Annotated in this window: 13 protein-coding genes and 3 rRNA genes; 7 read left to right on the top strand and 9 right to left on the bottom strand. The window is 66.4% G+C overall.

What is annotated here, in order from left to right; genetic code table 11:
* Positions 1 to 70: 70 nt before the first annotated feature.
* From pyk to pta, 3 genes are all read right to left on the bottom strand, one after another.
* Positions 71 to 1,495: a pyruvate kinase gene (gene pyk, locus C1N81_RS17955; protein ID WP_394430301.1), complete on the bottom strand. Its 1,425-nt coding sequence runs from the start codon at positions 1,493 to 1,495 to the stop codon at positions 71 to 73.
* A gap of 74 nt (positions 1,496 to 1,569) precedes the next feature.
* Positions 1,570 to 2,787: an acetate kinase gene (locus C1N81_RS17950; protein WP_394430299.1), complete on the bottom strand. Its 1,218-nt coding sequence runs from the start codon at positions 2,785 to 2,787 to the stop codon at positions 1,570 to 1,572.
* 45 nt (positions 2,788 to 2,832) lie between these two features.
* Complete coding sequence (pta, locus tag C1N81_RS17945; protein WP_394430297.1) at positions 2,833 to 4,908, bottom strand: phosphate acetyltransferase; 2,076 nt, start codon at positions 4,906 to 4,908, stop codon at positions 2,833 to 2,835.
* Between the two features lie 312 nt (positions 4,909 to 5,220).
* Between pta and C1N81_RS17940 the strand changes: the two genes are divergently transcribed.
* Entirely contained in the window at positions 5,221 to 6,246 is a 1,026-nt protein-coding gene (locus tag C1N81_RS17940) for a 6-phosphofructokinase (RefSeq protein ID WP_361063920.1), read from the top strand.
* A 91-nt stretch (positions 6,247 to 6,337) separates the two neighbouring features.
* Here C1N81_RS17940 and C1N81_RS17935 read toward each other — a convergent pair whose 3' ends face one another.
* The 4 genes from C1N81_RS17935 to C1N81_RS17920 form a co-directional block, all read right to left on the bottom strand.
* Complete coding sequence (locus tag C1N81_RS17935) at positions 6,338 to 7,042, bottom strand: helix-turn-helix domain-containing protein (RefSeq protein ID WP_394430295.1); 705 nt, start codon at positions 7,040 to 7,042, stop codon at positions 6,338 to 6,340.
* Positions 7,043 to 7,124: 82 nt separating this feature from the next.
* Positions 7,125 to 7,955 carry a carbohydrate ABC transporter permease gene (locus tag C1N81_RS17930; RefSeq protein ID WP_394430293.1) on the bottom strand — a complete coding sequence of 277 codons (831 nt, stop codon included), beginning with the start codon at positions 7,953 to 7,955 and terminating at the stop codon, positions 7,125 to 7,127.
* A complete protein-coding gene (locus C1N81_RS17925) occupies positions 7,956 to 8,762 on the bottom strand; it encodes a carbohydrate ABC transporter permease (protein WP_394438025.1) in 807 nt (268 codons plus the stop codon).
* 97 nt (positions 8,763 to 8,859) lie between these two features.
* On the bottom strand, positions 8,860 to 10,227 hold the full coding sequence (locus C1N81_RS17920; protein WP_394430291.1) for an extracellular solute-binding protein: 1,368 nt from the start codon (positions 10,225 to 10,227) through the stop codon (positions 8,860 to 8,862).
* A gap of 214 nt (positions 10,228 to 10,441) precedes the next feature.
* Here C1N81_RS17920 and C1N81_RS17915 point away from each other — a divergent pair, with 214 nt between their 5' ends.
* Positions 10,442 to 11,482, top strand: a complete 1,041-nt coding sequence (locus C1N81_RS17915) for a YncE family protein (RefSeq protein ID WP_394430289.1) — start codon at positions 10,442 to 10,444, stop codon at positions 11,480 to 11,482.
* Here C1N81_RS17915 and C1N81_RS17910 read toward each other — a convergent pair whose 3' ends face one another.
* Both C1N81_RS17910 and C1N81_RS17905 read right to left on the bottom strand, forming a co-directional pair.
* Positions 11,483 to 12,160 (bottom strand): response regulator, encoded by a 678-nt coding sequence (locus C1N81_RS17910; RefSeq protein ID WP_394430287.1) that lies wholly within the window; start codon positions 12,158 to 12,160, stop codon positions 11,483 to 11,485.
* Positions 12,157 to 13,791: a sensor histidine kinase gene (locus C1N81_RS17905; protein WP_394430285.1), complete on the bottom strand. Its 1,635-nt coding sequence runs from the start codon at positions 13,789 to 13,791 to the stop codon at positions 12,157 to 12,159. The genes C1N81_RS17910 and C1N81_RS17905 overlap by 4 nt, the downstream gene beginning before the upstream one ends.
* 172 nt (positions 13,792 to 13,963) lie before the next feature.
* On the opposite strand from C1N81_RS17905, the gene C1N81_RS17900 reads away from it, so the two are divergent.
* The 5 genes from C1N81_RS17900 (at position 13,964) to C1N81_RS17880 (ending at position 21,756) form a co-directional block, all read left to right on the top strand.
* On the top strand, positions 13,964 to 15,355 hold the full coding sequence (locus C1N81_RS17900; RefSeq protein WP_394430284.1) for a cation:dicarboxylate symporter family transporter: 1,392 nt from the start codon (positions 13,964 to 13,966) through the stop codon (positions 15,353 to 15,355).
* Between the two features lie 693 nt (positions 15,356 to 16,048).
* A 16S ribosomal RNA gene (locus tag C1N81_RS17895) occupies positions 16,049 to 17,574 on the top strand.
* A 311-nt stretch (positions 17,575 to 17,885) separates the two neighbouring features.
* Positions 17,886 to 21,009: ribosomal RNA gene (locus tag C1N81_RS17890) — 23S ribosomal RNA — on the top strand.
* An 87-nt stretch (positions 21,010 to 21,096) separates the two neighbouring features.
* A 5S ribosomal RNA gene (gene rrf, locus C1N81_RS17885) occupies positions 21,097 to 21,213 on the top strand.
* Together the 16S, 23S and 5S rRNA genes form the textbook arrangement of a ribosomal RNA operon.
* Before the next feature lie 120 nt (positions 21,214 to 21,333).
* Positions 21,334 to 21,756, top strand: a complete 423-nt coding sequence (locus tag C1N81_RS17880; protein WP_394430282.1) for a MerR family transcriptional regulator — start codon at positions 21,334 to 21,336, stop codon at positions 21,754 to 21,756.

The following is a 21,756-nucleotide window of genomic DNA, read 5'->3' as shown; positions in this document are numbered from 1 at the left end:
CCACCGAGGGCGCCCCCTGTCTCGTACAGGAGGCGCCCTCGGTGTGTGTGCCGTCAGCCGGCGTGCCGGATCAGTCGCGGCCGCCCAGGTGGTGCACCCGTACCATGTTCGTCGTGCCGGGGACGCCGGGGGGCGAGCCGGCGGTGATGACGACGGTGTCGCCGTCGTTGAAGCGGTTCAGCTTCACCGTCTCGGTGTCGACCAGCTCGACCATCGCGTCCGTGGTGTCCACGTGCGGGACGACGTACGACTCGACGCCCCAGCTCAGCGAGAGCTGGTTGCGGGTGTTCTCGTCCGTGGTGAAGGCCAGGATCGGCTGGGCCGCGCGGTAGCGGGACAGGCGGCGGGCCGTGTCACCGGACTGGGTGAAGGCGACCAGCGCCTTGCCGCCCAGGAAGTCGGCGATCTCGGCGGCGGCGCGGGCCACCGCACCGCCCTGGGTGCGCGGCTTCTTGCCGGGCACGAGCGGCTGGAGGCCCTTGGAGAGCAGCTCCTCCTCGGCCGCCTTAACGATCTTCGACATCGTCTTGACGGTCTCGATCGGGTAGGCGCCCACCGACGACTCGGCGGAGAGCATGACCGCGTCGGCGCCGTCCAGGATCGCGTTGGCGACGTCGGAGGCCTCCGCGCGCGTGGGGCGCGAGTTGGTGATCATCGACTCCATCATCTGGGTCGCGACGATCACCGGCTTGGCGTTGCGGCGGCACATCTCCACGAGGCGCTTCTGCACCATCGGGACCTTCTCCAGGGGGTACTCCACGGCGAGGTCGCCACGAGCCACCATCACGGCGTCGAACGCCGCGACGACGCCCTCCATGTTGGCGACGGCCTGCGGCTTCTCCACCTTGGCGATGACGGGGACCCGGCGGCCCTCCTCGTCCATCACCTTGTGGACGTCCTTGACGTCGGCGGCGTCGCGCACGAAGGACAGGGCGACCATGTCGCAGCCCATCCTCAGGGCGAAGCGCAGGTCCTCGACGTCCTTCTCGGACAGGGCGGGGACGTTCACGGCCGCGCCGGGCAGGTTGATGCCCTTGTGGTCGGAGATGACGCCGCCCTCGACGACGATCGTCTTCACGCGGGGGCCTTCGACCTCGACGACGCGCAGCTCGACGTTGCCGTCGTTGATCAGGATCTGGTCGCCCTTGGAGACGTCGCCGGGCAGCCCCTTGTAGGTGGTGCCGCAGATCGACTTGTCGCCGGGCACGTCCTCGGTGGTGATGGTGAACTCGTCACCGCGCACCAGCTCGACGGGGCCCTCGGCGAAGGTCTCCAGACGGATCTTCGGGCCCTGGAGGTCGGCGAGGACGCCCACGGCGCGGCCGGTCTTCGTGGCGGCGGCCCGCACCCGGTCGTAACGACCCTGGTGCTCGGCGTGCGAGCCGTGGCTGAAGTTGAAGCGGGCCACGTTCATACCGGCTTCGATCAGCGAGACGAGCTGCTCTTCGGAGTCGACGGCTGGGCCCAGCGTGCAGACGATTTTGGAACGGCGCATGGGGGCGATCCTATCGGTTTGTTTCGCTACGGAATATTCCGTCTGGTGGAATCTACAAATGGGCGGGTGCGCGCTCAGTCGTGGTCCGGCGCGACCAGCGCGTAGGTCTGCTGCGCGATCTCCAGCTCCTCGTCGGTCGGCACCACGGCCACCGTGACCCGGGCGTACTCGGGCGAGATGACCCGCGCCTCGTCGGAACGTACGGAATTGAGCTCGCCGTCGACCGCGAGACCCAGCTCCTCCAGGCCCGCGACCGCAGCCTCCCGCACCGGCGCCGCATTCTCACCGACCCCGGCGGTGAACACGACCGCGTCCACCCGCCCGAGCACCGCGTAGTAGGCACCGATGTACTTCTTCAGGCGGTGGATGTAGATGTCGAAGGCGAGTTTCGCCTCCTCGTCGCCCGCGTCGACACGGCGCCGGATCTCCCGCATGTCGTTGTCGCCGCACAGACCGATCAGGCCGCTCTTCTTGTTGAGGAGGTCGTCGATCGCGTCCGCGGACATGTTGCCCACCCGCATCAGATGGAAGATGACGGCCGGGTCGACGTCGCCTGAACGCGTCCCCATCACCAGCCCTTCGAGCGGGGTGAGGCCCATCGAGGTGTCCACGCAGACGCCGCCGCGCACCGCTGAGGCCGAGGCGCCGTTGCCCAGGTGCAGGACGATGACGTTGACGTCCTCGGGCTCCTTGCCGAGCAGCTCGGCCGTCTTGCGCGACACGTACGCGTGCGACGTGCCGTGGAAGCCGTAGCGGCGCACCCGGTGCTCGTCGGCCGTCTTGATGTCGATCGCGTAGCGCGCCGCCGACTCCGGCATCGTCGTGTGGAACGCCGTGTCGAAGACCGCGACCTGCGGCAGGTCGGGGCGGAGCGACATCGCCGTACGGATGCCCGTGAGGTTCGCCGGGTTGTGCAGCGGCGCCACCGGGATGAGCCGCTCCACCTCCTTGAGCACGGCGTCGTCGATCACGGTCGGCTTGGAGAAGAACAGGCCGCCGTGGACGACGCGGTGGCCGATCGCGGCCAGGTCGGGGGAGTCCAGGCCGAGCCCGTCCCGCGCCAGCTCGTCGGCGACGGCCTTGAGCGCCTCCTCGTGGTCGGCGATGCGCTCCTCCCGCTCCCGCGCCTCACCGCCCTCACCGGTCAGCGGGGTGTGCTTGAGGCGCGAGGTCTCCTCACCGATCCGCTCGACGAGGCCGGCGGCGAGCTTGCTGCCGTCGCCCATGTCGAGCAGCTGGTACTTCACCGACGAGGAGCCGGAGTTGAGGACGAGGACTCGGGTCGCTGTCACGGATGAGGTTGCCTTTTCGTCGGGGACGTCTGGAGCGGAGGTGGGTCAGCCGGCCGGCGTCTGGGCCTGGATCGCGGTGATGGCGACGGTGTTCACGATGTCCTGCACGAGCGCGCCCCGCGACAGGTCGTTGACCGGCTTGCGCAGCCCCTGGAGGACCGGGCCGACCGCGATGGCGCCGGCCGAGCGCTGCACCGCCTTGTACGTGTTGTTGCCGGTGTTCAGGTCCGGGAAGATCAGCACGCTGGCCTGCCCCGCGACCTCCGAACCGGGCAGCTTGGTGGCGGCCACGGAGGGCTCCACGGCGGCGTCGTACTGGATCGGCCCCTCGATCTTCAGGTCGGAGCGGCGCTCACGGACCAGCTCGGTGGCCTCGCGGACCTTGTCGACGTCGGCGCCGGAGCCGGAGGTGCCGGTGGAGTACGAGAGCATGGCGATGCGCGGGTCGACGCCGAACTGGGCGGCCGTCACCGCGGACTGCATGGCGATGTCCGCGAGCTGCCGGGCGTCCGGGTCCGGGTTCACGGCGCAGTCGCCGTAGACGAGGACCTTGTCGGCCAGGCACATGAAGAAGACCGAGGAGACGATCGCGGCCTCCGGCTTGGTCTTGATGATCTCGAAGGCGGGCCGGATGGTCGCGGCCGTGGAGTGCACGGAGCCCGAGACCATGCCGTCGGCCAGGCCCTCCTGGACCATGAGGGTGCCGAAGTAGTTCACGTCGGCGACCACGTCGTGGGCCAGCTCGACGGTGACGCCCTTGTGGGCGCGCAGCTCCGCGTACGCGGCGGCGAACCGGTCGCGCAGTTCCGAGGTCTGCGGGTCGACGACCTCGGTGTCCGCCAGGTCGATGCCGAGGTCGGCGGCCTTCTTGCGGATCTGCTCGACGGGGCCGAGCAGCGTGAGGTCGCAGACGCCGCGGCGGAGCAGGACGTCGGCGGCGCGCAGCACCCGCTCCTCGGTGCCCTCGGGCAGGACGACGCGACGCCGCTGCGAGCGGGCCTGTTCCAGGAGCTTGTGCTCGAACATCATCGGCGTGAGCCGGTCCGAGGACGGCGCCTGGATCGTCTTGAGCAGCCCGGCCGTGTCGACGTACCGCTCGAAGAGGCCGAGCGCGGTCTCCGCCTTGCGGGGCGTCGCCGCGTTCAACTTCCCTTCCAGCGCGAACAGTTCACCGGCCGTGGGGAACGAGCCGCCGCTCACCGCGACGACCGGGGTGCCGGGCGCGAGCCGGTCGGCCAGCTTGAGGATCTCCTCGCCGGGCCGCTCGTTCAGGGTGAGCAGGACGCCCGCGATCGGCGGCGTACCGGCGCTGTGCGCGGCGAGCGAGCCGACGACCAGGTCCGCGCGGTCGCCGGGGGTGACGACCATGCAGCCCGGGGTCAGGGCGTTGAGGAAGTTGGGCAGCATGGCGCCGCCGAAGACGAAGTCCAGGGCGTCGCGGGCGAGCCCCGAGTCGTCGCCGAGCAGCACCGTGCCGCCGAGGGCGTGGGTGATCTGGGCGACGGTCGGCGCGGAGAGCGCGGGCTCGTCGGGCAGCACGTAGGTCTCCACCGGGAGGTGCCCGGCGAGCTGCTCGTGGATGGCGTCACGGTCCTCGGCGGCGACCCGGTTGGCGAGCATGGCGAGGACGTCGCAGCCCAGGCCGTCGTAGGCGCGGAAGGCATTGCGGACCTCGGCGCACACCGAATCGGCGGTCTGCTTCTTGCCGCCGACGACGGGCAGCACGGAGGCCCCGAACTCGTTCGCGAGACGTGCGTTCAGCGCCAGCTCGTCGGGGAGCTGGGTGTCGGCGTAGTCCGTGCCGAGGACGAGGACCACGTCGTAGTCCCGGGCCACCACGTGGAAGCGGTCGACCAGGCGCGACAGGAGCTCGTCGGTGCCCTGCTCGGCCTGGACCGTGGCCGCCTCGTGGTAGCCGAGGCCGAACACGGTCGCCGGGTCCTGCGAGAGCCGGTAACGCGCCCGCAGCAGGTCGAAGAGGCGGTCCGGGCCGTCGTGGACGAGCGGGCGGAAGACGCCCACCCGGTCGACCTGGCGCGTCAGGAGCTCCATGACTCCCAGCTCGACGACCTGGCGGCCGTCGCCCCGGTCGATCCCGGTCACGTACACGCTGCGCGTCACGCGTGCTCTCCGTTCCTGTCGTGACGTTTCCGTCGTGGCCGGCCGGCCCGGCAGGCCATCGTGCGGCCGGTCGTGCCGTGGCCGAAAAAAATGGCCATATCGAAAGCTGTGCCCTATTGACAATACCTCCGGCGCTGGCTAGGTCGCCCGCCGGACAAAAGCCCTGTACAACCCCTCTGGCAGCAGGGTTCCCACGCCCCCGCACAGCATGCCGAAGCGCCCCGCCCGGCGGGGGCGAACGCAGCCCCTCGCGGAGCGTGGAAGAATCGCAGTGGCTCACACGTACCGGCAGCGAGCAGGAGACACAGCACGATGCGTATCGGAGTTCTGACCGCAGGCGGCGACTGCCCTGGACTGAACGCAGTGATCCGGTCGGTCGTGCACCGAGCCGTCACGCACTACGGCGACGAGGTCCTCGGCTTCGAGGACGGCTACGCGGGCCTCCTCGACGGCCGCTGCCGCACCCTCGACCTCAACGCCGTCAGCGGCATACTCGCCCGCGGCGGCACCATCCTCGGCTCCTCCCGCCTGGAGCGCGACAAGTTCCGCGCGGCCTGCGAGAACGCCAAGCAGCTCGCCGAGGAGATCGGCTTCGACGTCCTCATCCCGATCGGCGGCGAGGGCACGCTCACCGCCGCCCGGATGCTCTCCGACGCGGGCCTGCCCGTCGTCGGCGTCCCGAAGACGATCGACAACGACATCTCCTCCACCGACCGCACCTTCGGCTTCGACACCGCCGTCGGCGTCGCCACCGAGGCGATGGACCGCCTCAAGACGACCGCCGAGTCCCACCAGCGCGTCATGGTCGTCGAGGTCATGGGCCGCCACGCTGGCTGGATCGCCCTCGAGTCCGGCATGGCCGGCGGCGCCCACGGCATCTGCCTGCCCGAGCGGCCCTTCGACCCCGCCGACCTCGTCAAGATGGTCGAGGAGCGGTTCGCCCGCGGCAAGAAGTTCGCCGTCATCTGCGTCGCCGAGGGGGCGCACCCCGCCGACGGCACGATGGACTACGGCAAGGGCGCGATCGACCAGTTCGGCCATGAGCGCTTCCAGGGCATCGGCACCGCCCTCGCCTACGAGCTCGAATCCCGGCTCGGCAAGGAGGCGCGGCCCGTCATCCTCGGACACGTCCAGCGCGGGGGTACGCCCACCGCGTACGACCGGGTGCTGGCCACGCGGTTCGGGTGGCACGCGGTGGAAGCCGCCCACCGGGGGGAGTTCGGGAAGATGACCGCGCTGCGAGGGACTGACATCACCATGGTGCCGCTCGCCGACGCCGTGACCGAGCTCAAGACTGTGCCCAAGGACCGGATGGACGAGGCGGAGTCCGTCTTCTAGGCGCGGAGTCGCGTCCGCCCGGTTCAGGTGTGATGCCGGGTGCGCGTGCGTCGTGGCTGGTCGCGCAGTTCCCCGCGCCCCTGTCAGGGGCCTACGCCTGCCGGATCCTCGACCAGAACTCGTCCAGGATCCGGTCCAGGAACTCCCTGCCCGCGTCGCCCGACTGCGCGGACGCGCCCCCGCCCCAGCTCAGCGTCGACGTCATCAGCGCCTGGTACTCCAGGTGCATCTCGTGCAGGACGTCCTCCGCCTCGCGGCGCTGTACCGGCACGAGGCGCGTGAGCGGGCGCACGTACGCCTGCCAGCGGGTGGTCGCCGCGCTGCGCAGCAGCTCCGCGAGGTGCGCGTCCCGGCCCGTCACCGTCGTGAACGCCCGCGGAGCGAGCCGCAGGGTCGTGGCGAGGGCGCTGGACTGGCGGTCGTTGCCGCGCCACACGCCCGTCTCCTCCATGCGGAGATACGCGTGGATGTCGACACCGACCTCGCGCGCCACGTCCTCGGGGGCCAGCCCGAGGGAGAGCCGGTGCTCGCGCAGGGTGCGGGGTGCGCCGATGAGGTCGCCGGGGGAGCACCACAACGCCCCGGCGAGCGCGGTGAGTTCGCCGGCCAGGGGCGTCGCCTCGCCGCGCTCCCAGGCGATGATCGTCTCCGGGGTGATGTGCGCGAGCCCGTAGGACGCGCGCATGCCGTACGCGACATGGCCCGGTGCCATACCGAGCGCCTCGCGCAGGCGACGGGCGGCAGGGGCGTTGAACGGCGGGGTCGGCTGTTGCGCCGCGGCGGTGTGCACGGGCACAAAGTAGGGGGGAACGGCCCGCTTGGCTACGGTGTGTTCAGCTTGCGTGACATGTCGTAGGAACGTACAGCCGCGCCGGTGCTCATCCCTTGACCGCACCGCCAAGCGCGAAGCCGCCGCCGAACCGCCGCGAGACCAGCACGTACAGCAGGATCACGGGTGCCGAGTAGAGGACGGAGAAGGCCGCGAGCTGGCCGTAGACGACGGTGCCGCGGTTGCCGAAGAAGTCGTTGATGCTGACCGAGGCGGGCATCTGGTCGGGGGAGAGCAGCAGCATGAACGGGACGAAGAAGTTGCCCCACATCATGGCGAAGCAGAAGACGGTGACGACGGCGGTGCCGGGCCCCATCAGCGGCAGCACGATCCGTACGAGCGACTGGAAGGTGCCCGCGCCGTCCGTCCACGCCGCCTCCTCCAGCTCCTTCGGGACGCCGTCCATGTAGTTCTTCATCAGCCAGATGGCGAACGGGAGTTGGGACGCGGTGAAGAAGTAGATCGTGCCCGCCATCGTGTCGATCAGATTGACCTGCACGAAGAGCGCGTAGACCGGGACCATGACCGCGGTGATCGGCAGGCACGTCGCGAAGAGGATCGTCGTCAGGTACGGGTTGTTCAGGCGCGAGCGGTAGCGGGAGAGAGGGTAGGCGGCGAGCGCCGCGCAGACGACCGTCAGAGCGGTCGCGCCGCCGCACAGGATCAGGCTGTTCAGGAGCGGCGTGAAGGTGATGTCCGGCTTCAGGACCGCGTCGAAGTTGTCGAACGTGGCATGGGAGGGGAACTTCACCTTCAGGTTGGCGTCGGCGTCCAGGGACGACAGGACCACCCACGCCAGCGGGAGCGCGAAGGCGACGGCGACGAGGAACAGCGTCGCGTCGGCGGTGAGCCGGCTGCGGCGGGTACGGCTGCGGGTCACTCAGGCCTCCGAGCGCAGCAGGCGCATGTAGACGAGCGAGAACAGGGAGCCGACCACGAGCAGCAGCAGGGCGACCGCCGTGCCGTAGCCGATCATGCTCTTCTGGAAGGCCTGCTCGTACATGAACAGGGGCAGCGTCTGACTGTCGTTGCCGGGTCCGCCCCTGGTCATGACCCAGATCAGCCCGAAGACGGACAGCGTCTGCAAGGTGTTGAGCATCAGGTTGGTGCCGATGGAGCGGCGGATCATCGGCAGGACGACGTGCCACAGCCGCTGCCAGGCATTCGCGCCGTCGACCTCGGCGGCCTCGGTGATCTCCTTGGGGATCTCGGAGAGCGCCGCCGAGTAGACGAGCATCGAGAAGGCGGTGCCGCGCCACACGTTGGCGAACGACACGGCGAGGATCGGCAGCGTGAACAGCCAGTTCTGGCTGGGCAGATGGAGCCAGTCGAGGATGGCGTTGAGCGTGCCCTCGCGCCGGAAGAAGGCGTACAGCAGGAATCCGGCGACGACCTCGGGCAGCACCCACGCCGTGATCACCACGGCGCCGGTGAGCGTGCGGAGCGGCTTCGAGGCGCGCTGCATGAGCCCGGCGAGGGCGAGGCCCAGCGTGTTCTGCCCGACGATCGACGACAGGAACGTGAAGACGAGCGTGAGGCGTACCGCGTTCAGGAACGCCTCGTCCTTGAACGCGGCCCGGAAGTTGTCGAACCCGACGAACGACGAACCGGCCTGGCCGGTGAGCTGGAGATCGGTGAAGGCGATGTACGCGCAGTAGGCGATCGGGCCCGCGAGGAAGAGGGCCATGATGATCGTGGCCGGCGCGACGGGCAGGGCACGCAGGGCGGAGCGGCGACGGATCACGTGACGGTGGACCCCTTCCAGTTCTCCAGCACTCACCAGGTCAGGGCTTGTTGACGACCTTGCCGTCGGCAGCGGTCTTCAGCTGCTCGTCATAGGTCGACGCCGCCTTGTCCGCCGAGGCGTCCCCGGTGGTCACCGACTCCATGGCCTCCTGGATCGCCGTGGAGACCTTCGGGTACGCGGGGTACGCGGGCCGGTAGTGGGTCGTGGCGACCAGGTCGGTGAAGAACTTGATGCCGGGCTGCGCCTGCACGTACGCCGGTTCGGCGGCGACGTCCTTGCGGACCGCGATACCGGAGTTGGCGATGTACCAGCGCTGGGCGTTCGCCTTGGTCTGCATCGTCTTGATGAAGTCGAAGGCGAGGTCGGGGTTGGCCCCCTTGCTGGGCACGGCCCAGGTCCAGCCGCCGGACATGGAGACCTTGCCGGGCGCCTGCCCGTTCTGCGTCGGCATGGTGGCGAGCCCCAGTTTCTGCGACCACTCCGGCCATTCGTGGCCGCTGCCCTTCAGCCAGTCCTGCGGCAGCCAGGAGCCGTCGAGGTTGATGCCGAGCTTGCCTTTGGGCAGCATCTCGCCGCGCACGCGGGTCGACCAGTTCGGGTCGAGCGCGTCGGAGACGTCGGGGCCGAGTTTCTCCTTGAAGACGGTCTCGACGAACCGGAGGCTGTCCTTGAACGCCTCGGACCCGGCGATCCACTTGTTGGACGAGGTGTCGTGGAGCGGGTCGGCGCTGCCGTCCCCGGTCCCGTACAGGAGCATCTCGAAGCCCTGCATGGTCGCGGCCTCACCGTTCGGCTTGCCGGTGTAGACGTTCAGCGGGATGGCGTCCGGCACCTTCTCCTTGATGGTGCGGGCGGCGTCGAGCACCTCTGCCCAGTTCTTCGGCTGCCAGGGGGTGGCGATGCCGGCCTTGGCGAAGATGGCCTTGTCGTACCAGAGCCCGCGGGTGTCCGTGCCGTCCGGGACGCCGTACGTCTTCCCGTCCTGGGCCTTGGCGGCGGTCTTGGCGGTGTCGATGAACTGTCCCCAGTCCGCCCACTTGTCGAGGTACTGGTCGAGCGGCTTCAGATACCCACTCGTGATGTCGGAGTTGATGAGGAAGGTGTCCTCGTAGACCAGATCGGGCGCGGTCTTCGGCGACCGGAGCATCTGCTGGAGCTTCGTGTAGTACTCGGAGTCCGGGGCCTTGATCGGGACGAGTTCGACCTTCTTGCCCGGATGATCCTTCTCGAACTGCTTCTTCATCGCGGCCAGGTAGGTGTCCATGACCTTGATCTGGTTGTCCGTGGACTGCTTGAACGAGACCTTGATCGTGTTCGCGTCGCTGCCGGAGCCGCCGCCGCAGGCGGTGAGCGTTCCGGCGGCCAGTAAGGCGGTGGCGACGAGGAGAGGGGCGGTGGGGCGCACAGGCACGACCTCCTACGGAGCTCACGGGCATCGTTGCCGCGCGGGGCTGCCCGGAAACGTAAGGGCGGGTCCGGACCAAGGTCAATGGGCGTGCGCCGGGCCGCCTGGGGCGGCAGGGGCTCAGGGGCCGGGTTGGAAAGTTAGGTAAGGCTAAGCTAACTTAACTCTCGGTTGGTCACACAACACCCCCGCCTCACAGGGAGATTGACGCCGCATGCCTCGCATCACGCCCAGGATCCGCCGCTCCGCCGCCGTCATGGTGGCCCTCGTCGCCGGCGCCTCGGTGGCGCCCGCCGCCGTCGCCGCCCCCGGCACGGGGACCGCCGCCGCCTCCGCGCCCGTCACCAAAGGCCTCTACCAGTCGGCGTACTCGGAGCGGAACCACGTCCTGTGGACCGCGTCGGCGGTGGGGCGTCCCCCGGTGACCACCTCGGCCCTGACCAAGGTCGACCCCAAGACCCTCAAGGTGCTCGCGACGTACACGCCGCCGGTCACCGACGAGGCCACCGGAGCCGTCGAGGCGGTCTACGGCGTCGCGGTCGACGACGAGCACAACACGGTCTGGGTGACCAACACCCGCAACAACAGCGTCGCCGTCTACAGCCAGCGCACCGGCGCCCACCTCGCGACCCTCCCGAACGTCGCCCACGCGCGCGAGATAGCCGTCGACGAGAAGCACGACACGGTCTGGGCGAGCGGCTTCGGCGACGGCAGCCTCGTCGCCTTCGACAGCCGTACGTACAAGGAGAAGAAGCGCGTCACCGTCGAGGGCGCGGGCCCGACCGGCATCGCGGTCGACGAGCGCACCGGCACGGTCTACGCCGCGGACCTCACCAACGACCAGCTGATTGTCGTCAACCGCAAGTCCACGACCCCCCGCCTGATCCCGACCGGCGACGGCCCCATCTCCGTAGCCCTCTCCGCCAACGGCCGCACCGCCTACACGGCCGACAACACCGCGGGCACCGTCTCCGTCGTCGACCTGGACAAGGGCCTGGTCACGAAGTCCGTACCGACGGGCGCGGGCGCGCTCTCGGTCGCCGCCGACGCCCGCACGGGCAAAGTCGTCACGGTGAACCGCACGGACGCGACGGCGACGGTCGTGGACCCGCGCAAGGCCACGGTGACCAGGACGATCACGACGGGCGCCAACCCCAACCACGTCGAGATCGCGAACGGCACGGCCTACGTGGTCGACAAGTCCGGCACGGGCCCGGCGGGCGAGGACCGGCTCACCCGCTTCCGCGTCGGCTGATCACTTCCAGGTGTAGATCAACTCGGGCCGGCCGACCTGCCCGTACTGCGGACTGCGAACGGCCAGGCCCGAGTCCACCAGATGCTCCAGATACCGCCGCGCGGTGATCCGCGAGATCCCGACCGCCTCGGCGGCACCGGTGGCGGTCATCCCCTCGGGCGCGACGTCACGCAGCGCCTGAGTGACCCGCTCGAGAGTCGGCGCGCTGAGCCCCTTGGGCAGCGCGGCGGGGGCGGGCGACCGCAGATTGGCGAGCGCCCGATCGACTTCGTCCTGCCCAGTGGCCTCTCCGCTGGACGTCCGGTACTCGGCGTACCGAACGAGCCGATCCCGCAAGGTGGCGAACGTAAAAGGCTTCAGTACGTACTGCACGACACCCAGCGAGACACCCTCCCGGACGACCGCCAGATCACGCGCCGAGGTGACGGCGATGACATCCGCCGAGTGCCCGGCGGCCCGCAGGGACCTGGCGAGCGCGAGCCCGTGCCCGTCCGGCAGATGAAGATCCAGCAGGATCAGCTCGACAGGGGCCCGCTCCAGGGCCCGCCGCGCTTCCGCCGCACTGTGCGCCTTGCCCACGGTGACGAACCCGGGCACCCGATTGACATACAGCGCGTGCGCGTCGGCGGCGACAGGATCGTCCTCGACCACGAGCACACTGATCCGCGATCCGGTCATGGCGTGGTCCCGTCCTGAGAGGTGTGCGCGGCGAGCGCGCTCGAATGCAGAGGCAACCGCACACTGAACACGGCGCCGCCTTCCCCCGACTGTGCCAGCTCCAGCGTCCCCCCGTTGCGCCGCACGGCCTGCCGGACGAGGGCGAGCCCCAGCCCGCGCCCGCCGGGCCCCGCCGGCTTGGTCGACCAGCCGCGCTCGAACACGGCGTCGGAGTGCTCCGGATCGACGCCGGGGCCACTGTCGGCGACCCGCAGCAACAACACCTCGCCCGTGGCCCGAGCGGTGACGGTGACACGGGCCCGCACCGACCCCTGAGCGGCGTCCACGGCATTGTCGACGAGATTCCCGAGCACGGTGACGAGATCCCGGGCGGCGAGCGCCTGCGGCAGCACTCCGTCATCGATCCGCGTGTCCCCGGCCACGACCAGCTCGACCCCCCGCTCATTGGCCTGAGCGGCCTTACCGAGCAACAAGGCGGCGAGCACGGGCTCACTCACCGCACCCACCACCTGATCGGTGAGCGCCTGAGCGAGTTCCAGCTCGGCGGTGGCGAATTCGACCGCCTCGTCAGCCCGCCCCAGCTCGATCAGCGACACCACGGTGTGCAGGCGATTGGCCGCCTCATGGGCCTGCGACCTGAGCGCCTGGGTGAACCCCCGCTCGGAATCCAACTCACCCATGACGGACTGCAGTTCAGTGTGGTCGCGCAACGTGACGACGGTCCCTCGCCGCTCCCCACTGGTGACCGGCGACGTATTGACGACCACGACGCGATCGGCGGTCAGATGCACCTCGTCGACCCGCGGCTCGGCGGCGAGCAGAGCCCCGGTGAGCGGCGCGGGCAGCCCGAGTTCGGCGACCCCCCGCCCCACGGCCTCCTCGCCGACCCCGAGCAGCTCCCGCGCCCCGTCATTGATGAGAGCGACACGCCGCTGCCCGTCAAGCATGACGAGCCCCTCACGCACGGCATGCAAAGCGGCCTGGTGATAGGCGTGCATCCGGCTGAGCTCCCCGGCGTTCATCCCGTGTGTATGCCGCCGAAGCCGCGCATTGATGAAGTAGGTCCCGATGCCACCGAGCACCAACGCCGCCCCCGCGACACCGGTGACGGCAAGCACCTGCCCCCGGGCCTGAGCGGTGATCTCCTCGATGGTGATCCCGGCACTGACAAGCCCGACAATCTGCCGCTGTTCCCCATAAACGGGAGTGACCACACGCACGGACGGCCCGAGAGTCCCGGTATAGGTCTCAGGAAACGTCCGCCCCTCCAGAGCGGGCCCGATATGCCCGAGGAACCGCTTCCCGATCTGCTCCTCATCGGGATGCGTCCACCGGATCCCGCGCGGATCCATGATCGTCACGAAGTCCACCCCGGTGTGCCGCTGCACGTCATCGGCGTAGGGCTGAAGCCGGACGGACGGATCACCGCCCCCCTCGATGGCGGCCCGCACGGACGGCGAGTCGGCGACCGCCCTGGCCGCCGCGGTGGCCTGCCGCTGAGCGGCCCGCTGCGCCTGCCCGCGATCACTGACGTACGTGAACAGCGCGCACCCCGCGACGACGACCGCCACCAGCACGGCCTGCATCGCGAAGAGCTGGCCCGCCAGGCTGCGGGGAAGGGGGAGACGCATGCGGCCCAGTGTGCCCGGTCGTACAAGCGCGAACTAAATGAACGGAAGGGTGACGGTCCTCACCGCCTGGGAGATAGTCACCGGGATTCGCAGACCGTGAGCCGCACGGCCTGTGCGTACAAGAACCCTTCTCAACAGTTCCAGTACGCCGACGTCGTCGTCAGGAGGAACCGTGGCCGAGACCGCGCCCGCGACCAAGCCCCCCGCCGCAAAGCGGGACCGCACGCACTACCTCTACATAGCCGTGATCGTCGCGGTGCTGCTCGGCATCGCCGTCGGCTTCATCTGGCCCGACTTCGCCAAGGAGCTCAAGCCCCTCGGCACGGGCTTCGTGAACCTGATCAAGATGATGATCTCGCCGATCATCTTCTGCACGATCGTGCTCGGCGTCGGTTCGGTCCGCAAGGCCGCCAGCATCGGCAAGGTCGGCGGCCTGGCCCTCGGCTACTTCATCGTGATGTCCGGGGTCGCCCTGGCCATCGGCCTCCTGGTCGGCAACATCCTCCACCCCGGTGACGGCATGCACCTCACCGAGGCGACGAAGGAGGTCGGCCACACCGCGGCCAAGGACGCGGCGGAAGGCCCGGTCGACTTCATCCTGGGCGTCATCCCGCACACGCTCGTCTCGGCGTTCACCGAGGGCGAGGTCCTCCAGACCCTCCTCGTCGCCCTCCTCGTCGGCTTCGCGCTCCAGGCCATGGGCCGCTCCGGCGAACCGGTCCTGCGTGGCGTCGAGCACATCCAGAAGCTGGTCTTCCGCGTCCTCGGCATGATCATGTGGGCGGCCCCCATCGGCGCGTTCGGCGCGATGGCCGCGGTCATCGGCGAGACGGGCGTCGACGCCCTGAAGGCCCTGGCCACGATCATGGTCGGCTTCTATGTCACATGCGCCCTGTTCGTGGGCATCGTCCTGGCCCTGATCCTCCGCTTCGCGGCAGGCTTCAACATCTTCGCCCTGCTGAAGTACCTGGGCCGCGAGTTCCTCCTGATCCTCTCGACCTCGTCCTCCGAGTCGGCGCTGCCCCGCCTGATCGCCAAGATGGAGCACCTGGGCGTGAGCCGCCCGGTCGTCGGCATCACGGTCCCGACGGGCTACTCCTTCAACCTCGACGGCACGATGATCTACCTGACCATGGCGTCCCTCTTCATCGCCGACGCCATGGACCAGCCGATGAGCATCGGCCAGCAGATCGGCCTGCTCCTCTTCATGATGATCGCCTCGAAGGGCGCCGCGGGCGTCTCGGGCTCCGGCATCGCGGTCCTCGCGAGCGGCCTCCAGTCCCACAAGCCGGCCCTGGTGGACGGCGTCGGCCTCATCGTCGGCATCGACCGCTTCATGAGCGAGGCCCGCGCCCTGACGAACTTCGCGGGCAACGCCGTGGCCACCCTGCTGATCGGCACCTGGACCGGCGAGGTGGACCGCGAGCGGGTCCAGCGCGTCCTCGCGGGCGACCTCCCCTTTGACGAGCGCACGCTCCTCGACACGACGGACGACGACGACAGGACCACCAAGGAGTCCCCGTCGCCCCGCACGGAGGGCCCGAAGGAGCCGGTCAAGGCCTGACCGGGAAGACGAGCAAGTGGGGCCCAGCACACCTGTGCTGGGCCCCACTTGTACGACCGGGGGTGGATGGCGTAAGGTCCTTCGAGTTGTCACGGAGCCGGTCGGTTACGGCGACAGCACTTCCGCCGCTGAAGCGGCACCCACACAACAGCACGAACTCCCCCCGGGATTGTTTTCGGCGTGCCCGAATTCAATTCGCCTCGGCCCGATTAGGAACGAGAGCGGGAATCGGCTAACGTCTGGGACGTCGGAACGGCTCAACGACCCGGACGACAAACCCGGTTGACAGGGAATCAGGCCCGAAAGGATCTGATAGAGTCGACACCGCAGGAAGGCCGAAAGGCCGGAAAGCGAAAAGCAACACCGAGCAACACCGAGCAAGACCCCGAGGAAATCGGATCGGAAAGATCTGATAGAGTCGGAAACGCAAGACAGCAAGACCGAAGGGAAGCGCCCGGAGGAAAGCCGCGAGAGAGTCTCTCGGGTGAGTACAAAGGAAGCGTCCGTTCCTTGAGAACTCAACAGCGTGCCAAAAGTCAACGCCAGATATGTTGATTACCCCGTCTCCGGCCGTCATCTGATGGTTGGGGCGAGGTTCCTTTGAAATAAACACAGCGAGGACGCTGTGACCGGACGGGACTATTCCTCCTGTCTGGTCCGCTCTCGTGGTGTCACCCCGATCACGGGGAAACATTCACGGAGAGTTTGATCCTGGCTCAGGACGAACGCTGGCGGCGTGCTTAACACATGCAAGTCGAACGATGAAGCCCTTCGGGGTGGATTAGTGGCGAACGGGTGAGTAACACGTGGGCAATCTGCCCTTCACTCTGGGACAAGCCCTGGAAACGGGGTCTAATACCGGATAACACTTCCGTCCTCCTGGACGGTGGTTAAAAGCTCCGGCGGTGAAGGATGAGCCCGCGGCCTATCAGCTTGTTGGTGAGGTAATGGCTCACCAAGGCGACGACGGGTAGCCGGCCTGAGAGGGCGACCGGCCACACTGGGACTGAGACACGGCCCAGACTCCTACGGGAGGCAGCAGTGGGGAATATTGCACAATGGGCGAAAGCCTGATGCAGCGACGCCGCGTGAGGGATGACGGCCTTCGGGTTGTAAACCTCTTTCAGCAGGGAAGAAGCGAAAGTGACGGTACCTGCAGAAGAAGCGCCGGCTAACTACGTGCCAGCAGCCGCGGTAATACGTAGGGCGCAAGCGTTGTCCGGAATTATTGGGCGTAAAGAGCTCGTAGGCGGCTTGTCACGTCGGTTGTGAAAGCCCGGGGCTTAACCCCGGGTCTGCAGTCGATACGGGCAGGCTAGAGTGTGGTAGGGGAGATCGGAATTCCTGGTGTAGCGGTGAAATGCGCAGATATCAGGAGGAACACCGGTGGCGAAGGCGGATCTCTGGGCCATTACTGACGCTGAGGAGCGAAAGCGTGGGGAGCGAACAGGATTAGATACCCTGGTAGTCCACGCCGTAAACGGTGGGAACTAGGTGTTGGCGACATTCCACGTCGTCGGTGCCGCAGCTAACGCATTAAGTTCCCCGCCTGGGGAGTACGGCCGCAAGGCTAAAACTCAAAGGAATTGACGGGGGCCCGCACAAGCAGCGGAGCATGTGGCTTAATTCGACGCAACGCGAAGAACCTTACCAAGGCTTGACATACACCGGAAAACCCTGGAGACAGGGTCCCCCTTGTGGTCGGTGTACAGGTGGTGCATGGCTGTCGTCAGCTCGTGTCGTGAGATGTTGGGTTAAGTCCCGCAACGAGCGCAACCCTTGTTCTGTGTTGCCAGCATGCCCTTCGGGGTGATGGGGACTCACAGGAGACCGCCGGGGTCAACTCGGAGGAAGGTGGGGACGACGTCAAGTCATCATGCCCCTTATGTCTTGGGCTGCACACGTGCTACAATGGCCGATACAATGAGCTGCGATACCGCAAGGTGGAGCGAATCTCAAAAAGTCGGTCTCAGTTCGGATTGGGGTCTGCAACTCGACCCCATGAAGTTGGAGTTGCTAGTAATCGCAGATCAGCATTGCTGCGGTGAATACGTTCCCGGGCCTTGTACACACCGCCCGTCACGTCACGAAAGTCGGTAACACCCGAAGCCGGTGGCCCAACCCCTTGTGGGAGGGAGCTGTCGAAGGTGGGACTGGCGATTGGGACGAAGTCGTAACAAGGTAGCCGTACCGGAAGGTGCGGCTGGATCACCTCCTTTCTAAGGAGCATCTAGGCCGCCAAGCTTGCTTGGTGGTCCAGGGCCATAACGTCGGCAAACGTTCGACGGTGGTTGCTCATGGGTGGAACGTTGACTATTCGGCACACTTGATCGTCTTCTCCTTCCAGTACTGCTCTTCGGAGCGTGGAACGTTGAGGGAAGCGGCGAGGGTGTCGGGCACGCTGTTGGGTATCTGAGGGTACGGACTTGTTCCCGACCTCAATGCCGGCCCCGGTAAAGATTCGCGTGAGCGGGTTGTGACGGGTGGTTGGTCGTTGTTTGAGAACTGCACAGTGGACGCGAGCATCTGTGGCCAAGTTTTTAAGGGCGCACGGTGGATGCCTTGGCACCAGGAACCGATGAAGGACGTGGGAGGCCACGATAGTCCCCGGGGAGTCGTCAACCAGGCTTTGATCCGGGGGTTTCCGAATGGGGAAACCCGGCAGTCGTCATGGGCTGTCACCCGCTGCTGAACACATAGGCAGTGTGGAGGGAACGCGGGGAAGTGAAACATCTCAGTACCCGCAGGAAGAGAAAACAACCGTGATTCCGGGAGTAGTGGCGAGCGAAACTGGATGAGGCCAAACCGTATACGTGTGAGACCCGGCAGGGGTTGCGTATGCGGGGTTGTGGGATCTCTCTTCTGTCGTCTGCCGGCGACAGGACGAGTCAGAAACCGTTGATGTAGGCGAAGGACATGCGAAAGGTCCGGCGTAGAGGGTAAGACCCCCGTAGTCGAAACGTCAGCGGCTCGTTTGAGAGACACCCAAGTAGCACGGGGCCCGAGAAATCCCGTGTGAATCTGGCGGGACCACCCGTTAAGCCTAAATATTCCCTGGTGACCGATAGCGGATAGTACCGTGAGGGAATGGTGAAAAGTACCGCGGGAGCGGAGTGAAATAGTACCTGAAACCGTGTGCCTACAAGCCGTGGGAGCGTCGCGCAAGGAACTTGTTCCTTGCGTCGTGACTGCGTGCCTTTTGAAGAATGAGCCTGCGAGTTTGCGGTGTGTTGCGAGGTTAACCCGTGTGGGGAAGCCGTAGCGAAAGCGAGTCCGAATAGGGCGATTTAGTAGCGCGCTCAAGACCCGAAGCGGAGTGATCTAGCCATGGGCAGGTTGAAGCGGAGGTAAGACTTCGTGGAGGACCGAACCCACCAGGGTTGAAAACCTGGGGGATGACCTGTGGTTAGGGGTGAAAGGCCAATCAAACTCCGTGATAGCTGGTTCTCCCCGAAATGCATTTAGGTGCAGCGTCGTGTGTTTCTTGCCGGAGGTAGAGCACTGGATAGGCGATGGGCCCTACCGGGTTACTGACCTTAGCCAAACTCCGAATGCCGGTAAGTGAGAGCGCGGCAGTGAGACTGTGGGGGATAAGCTCCATGGTCGAGAGGGAAACAGCCCAGAGCATCGACTAAGGCCCCTAAGCGTACGCTAAGTGGGAAAGGATGTGGAGTCGCACAGACAACCAGGAGGTTGGCTTAGAAGCAGCCACCCTTGAAAGAGTGCGTAATAGCTCACTGGTCTAGTGATTCCGCGCCGACAATGTAGCGGGGCTCAAGCGTACCGCCGAAGTCGTGTCATTGCAGTAATACGCCCAACGGCGGCTGTGATGGGTAGGGGAGCGTCGTGTGCCGGGTGAAGCCGCAGCGGAAGCTAGTGGTGGACGGTTCACGAGTGAGAATGCAGGCATGAGTAGCGATACACACGTGAGAAACGTGTGCGCCGATTGACTAAGGGTTCCTGGGTCAAGCTGATCTGCCCAGGGTAAGTCGGGACCTAAGGCGAGGCCGACAGGCGTAGTCGATGGATAACCGGTTGATATTCCGGTACCCGCTGTGAAGCGTCAAACATCGAATCCAGTGATGCTAAGGCCGTGAAGCCGTTCCGGACCCTTCGGGGAATGGAAAGTGGTGGAGCCGCCGGTCCAATCTGGTAGTAGGTGAGTGATGGGGTGACGCAGGAAGGTAGTCCAGCCCGGGCGGTGGTTGTCCCGGGGTAAGGGTGTAGGCCGTGCGGTAGGTAAATCCGTCGCACATTAAGGCTGAGACCTGATGCCGAGCCGATTGTGGTGAAGTGGATGATCCTATGCTGTCGAGAAAAGCCTCTAGCGAGTTTCATGGCGGCCCGTACCCTAAACCGACTCAGGTGGTCAGGTAGAGAATACCGAGGCGTTCGGGTGAACTATGGTTAAGGAACTCGGCAAAATGCCCCCGTAACTTCGGGAGAAGGGGGGCCATCACTGGTGATCCGATTTACTCGGTGAGCTGGGGGTGGCCGCAGAGACCAGCGAGAAGCGACTGTTTACTAAAAACACAGGTCCGTGCGAAGCCGTAAGGCGATGTATACGGACTGACGCCTGCCCGGTGCTGGAACGTTAAGGGGACCGGTTAGTGCACTTTCGGGTGTGCGAAGCTGAGAACTTAAGCGCCAGTAAACGGCGGTGGTAACTATAACCATCCTAAGGTAGCGAAATTCCTTGTCGGGTAAGTTCCGACCTGCACGAATGGCGTAACGACTTCTCGACTGTCTCAACCATAGGCCCGGTGAAATTGCACTACGAGTAAAGATGCTCGTTTCGCGCAGCAGGACGGAAAGACCCCGGGACCTTTACTACAGTTTGATATTGGTGTTCGGTTCGGCTTGTGTAGGATAGGTGGGAGACTGTGAACTCTGGACGCCAGTTCAGGGGGAGTCGTCGTTGAAATACCACTCTGGTCGTGCTGGATGTCTAACCTGGGTCCGTGATCCGGATCAGGGACAGTGTCTGATGGGTAGTTTAACTGGGGCGGTTGCCTCCTAAAGAGTAACGGAGGCGCCCAAAGGTTCCCTCAGCCTGGTTGGTAATCAGGTGTTGAGTGTAAGTGCACAAGGGAGCTTGACTGTGAGACCGACGGGTCGAGCAGGGACGAAAGTCGGGACTAGTGATCCGGCGGTGGCTTGTGGAAGCGCCGTCGCTCAACGGATAAAAGGTACCCCGGGGATAACAGGCTGATCTTCCCCAAGAGTCCATATCGACGGGATGGTTTGGCACCTCGATGTCGGCTCGTCGCATCCTGGGGCTGGAGTCGGTCCCAAGGGTTGGGCTGTTCGCCCATTAAAGCGGTACGCGAGCTGGGTTTAGAACGTCGTGAGACAGTTCGGTCCCTATCCGCTGTGCGCGTAGGAGTCTTGAGAAGGGCTGTCCCTAGTACGAGAGGACCGGGACGGACGAACCTCTGGTGTGCCAGTTGTCCTGCCAAGGGCATGGCTGGTTGGCTACGTTCGGAAAGGATAACCGCTGAAAGCATCTAAGCGGGAAGCCTGCTTCGAGATGAGGACTCCCACCCCCTTTGAGGGGTTAAGGCTCCCAGTAGACGACTGGGTTGATAGGCCAGATCTGGAAGCCCGGTAACGGGTGGAGGTGACTGGTACTAATAGGCCGAGGGCTTGTCCTCAGTTGCTCGCGTCCACTGTGTTGGTTCTGAAACCACGAACAACCCCGCATAAGGTCACATGCGGTGCGGTTGACAGTTTCATAGTGTTTCGGTGGTCATAGCGTGAGGGAAACGCCCGGTTACATTCCGAACCCGGAAGCTAAGCCTCACAGCGCCGATGGTACTGCAGGGGGGACCCTGTGGGAGAGTAGGACGCCGCCGAACTAATTGTAGAGAAAAGCCCCGTGCCATTGGCACGGGGCTTTTCTGCGTTCAGACGCACCCCCCGCTCGACCCCGGCACGGACTGGCCTTGACCCCCACGTCAACGTCTACCGTCATAGGCATGCGCATCGGAGAGCTCGCGGCCCGCGCCGGCACGACCACGCGGACGCTCAGGTACTACGAGTCGCGCGGGCTGTTGCCCGCGCGGCGCAACGGCAACGGCTACCGGACCTACGACGAGGCGGACCTGCGCGCGCTGCGGCAGATCCGCACGTTGCAGGATTTCGGGTTCGACCTGGAGGAGACCCGCCCGTTCGTGGAGTGCCTGCGGGCCGGCCACCCGGAGGGCGACTCGTGCCCGGCCTCGCTCGCCGTGTACCGCAACAAGCTCACCGAACTGGACGCGCTGATAGATGAGTTGACCGCCGTGCGGGCGAAGGTCGGTGCCCAGTTGCACCGCGCCGAGCGGGCAGTGGCCGCGCTGGCCGCGGAGGAGGACCCCGCCCCGCGCTGCGAACTGGCCCAGCGACAGAAAGAGGACTGA

The organism is Streptomyces sp. SGAir0957 (genome assembly GCF_043523415.1).
This window is presented reverse-complemented; position numbering and strand designations above follow the sequence as displayed.

Excerpts from the sequence above, each read along its gene's own strand:
- pyk (WP_394430301.1), bottom strand. The coding sequence starts at position 1,495 with ATGCGCCGTTCCAAAATCGTCTGCACGCTGGGCCCAGCCGTCGACTCC.
- C1N81_RS17940 (WP_361063920.1), top strand. The coding sequence starts at position 5,221 with ATGCGTATCGGAGTTCTGACCGCAGGCGGCGACTGCCCTGGACTGAAC.
- C1N81_RS17925 (WP_394438025.1), bottom strand. The coding sequence starts at position 8,762 with ATGGCCCTCTTCCTCGCGGGCCCGATCGCCTACTGCGCGTACATCGCC.
- C1N81_RS17915 (WP_394430289.1), top strand. The coding sequence starts at position 10,442 with ATGCCTCGCATCACGCCCAGGATCCGCCGCTCCGCCGCCGTCATGGTG.
- C1N81_RS17910 (WP_394430287.1), bottom strand. The coding sequence starts at position 12,160 with ATGACCGGATCGCGGATCAGTGTGCTCGTGGTCGAGGACGATCCTGTC.
- C1N81_RS17905 (WP_394430285.1), bottom strand. The coding sequence starts at position 13,791 with ATGCGTCTCCCCCTTCCCCGCAGCCTGGCGGGCCAGCTCTTCGCGATG.
- C1N81_RS17880 (WP_394430282.1), top strand. The coding sequence starts at position 21,334 with ATGCGCATCGGAGAGCTCGCGGCCCGCGCCGGCACGACCACGCGGACG.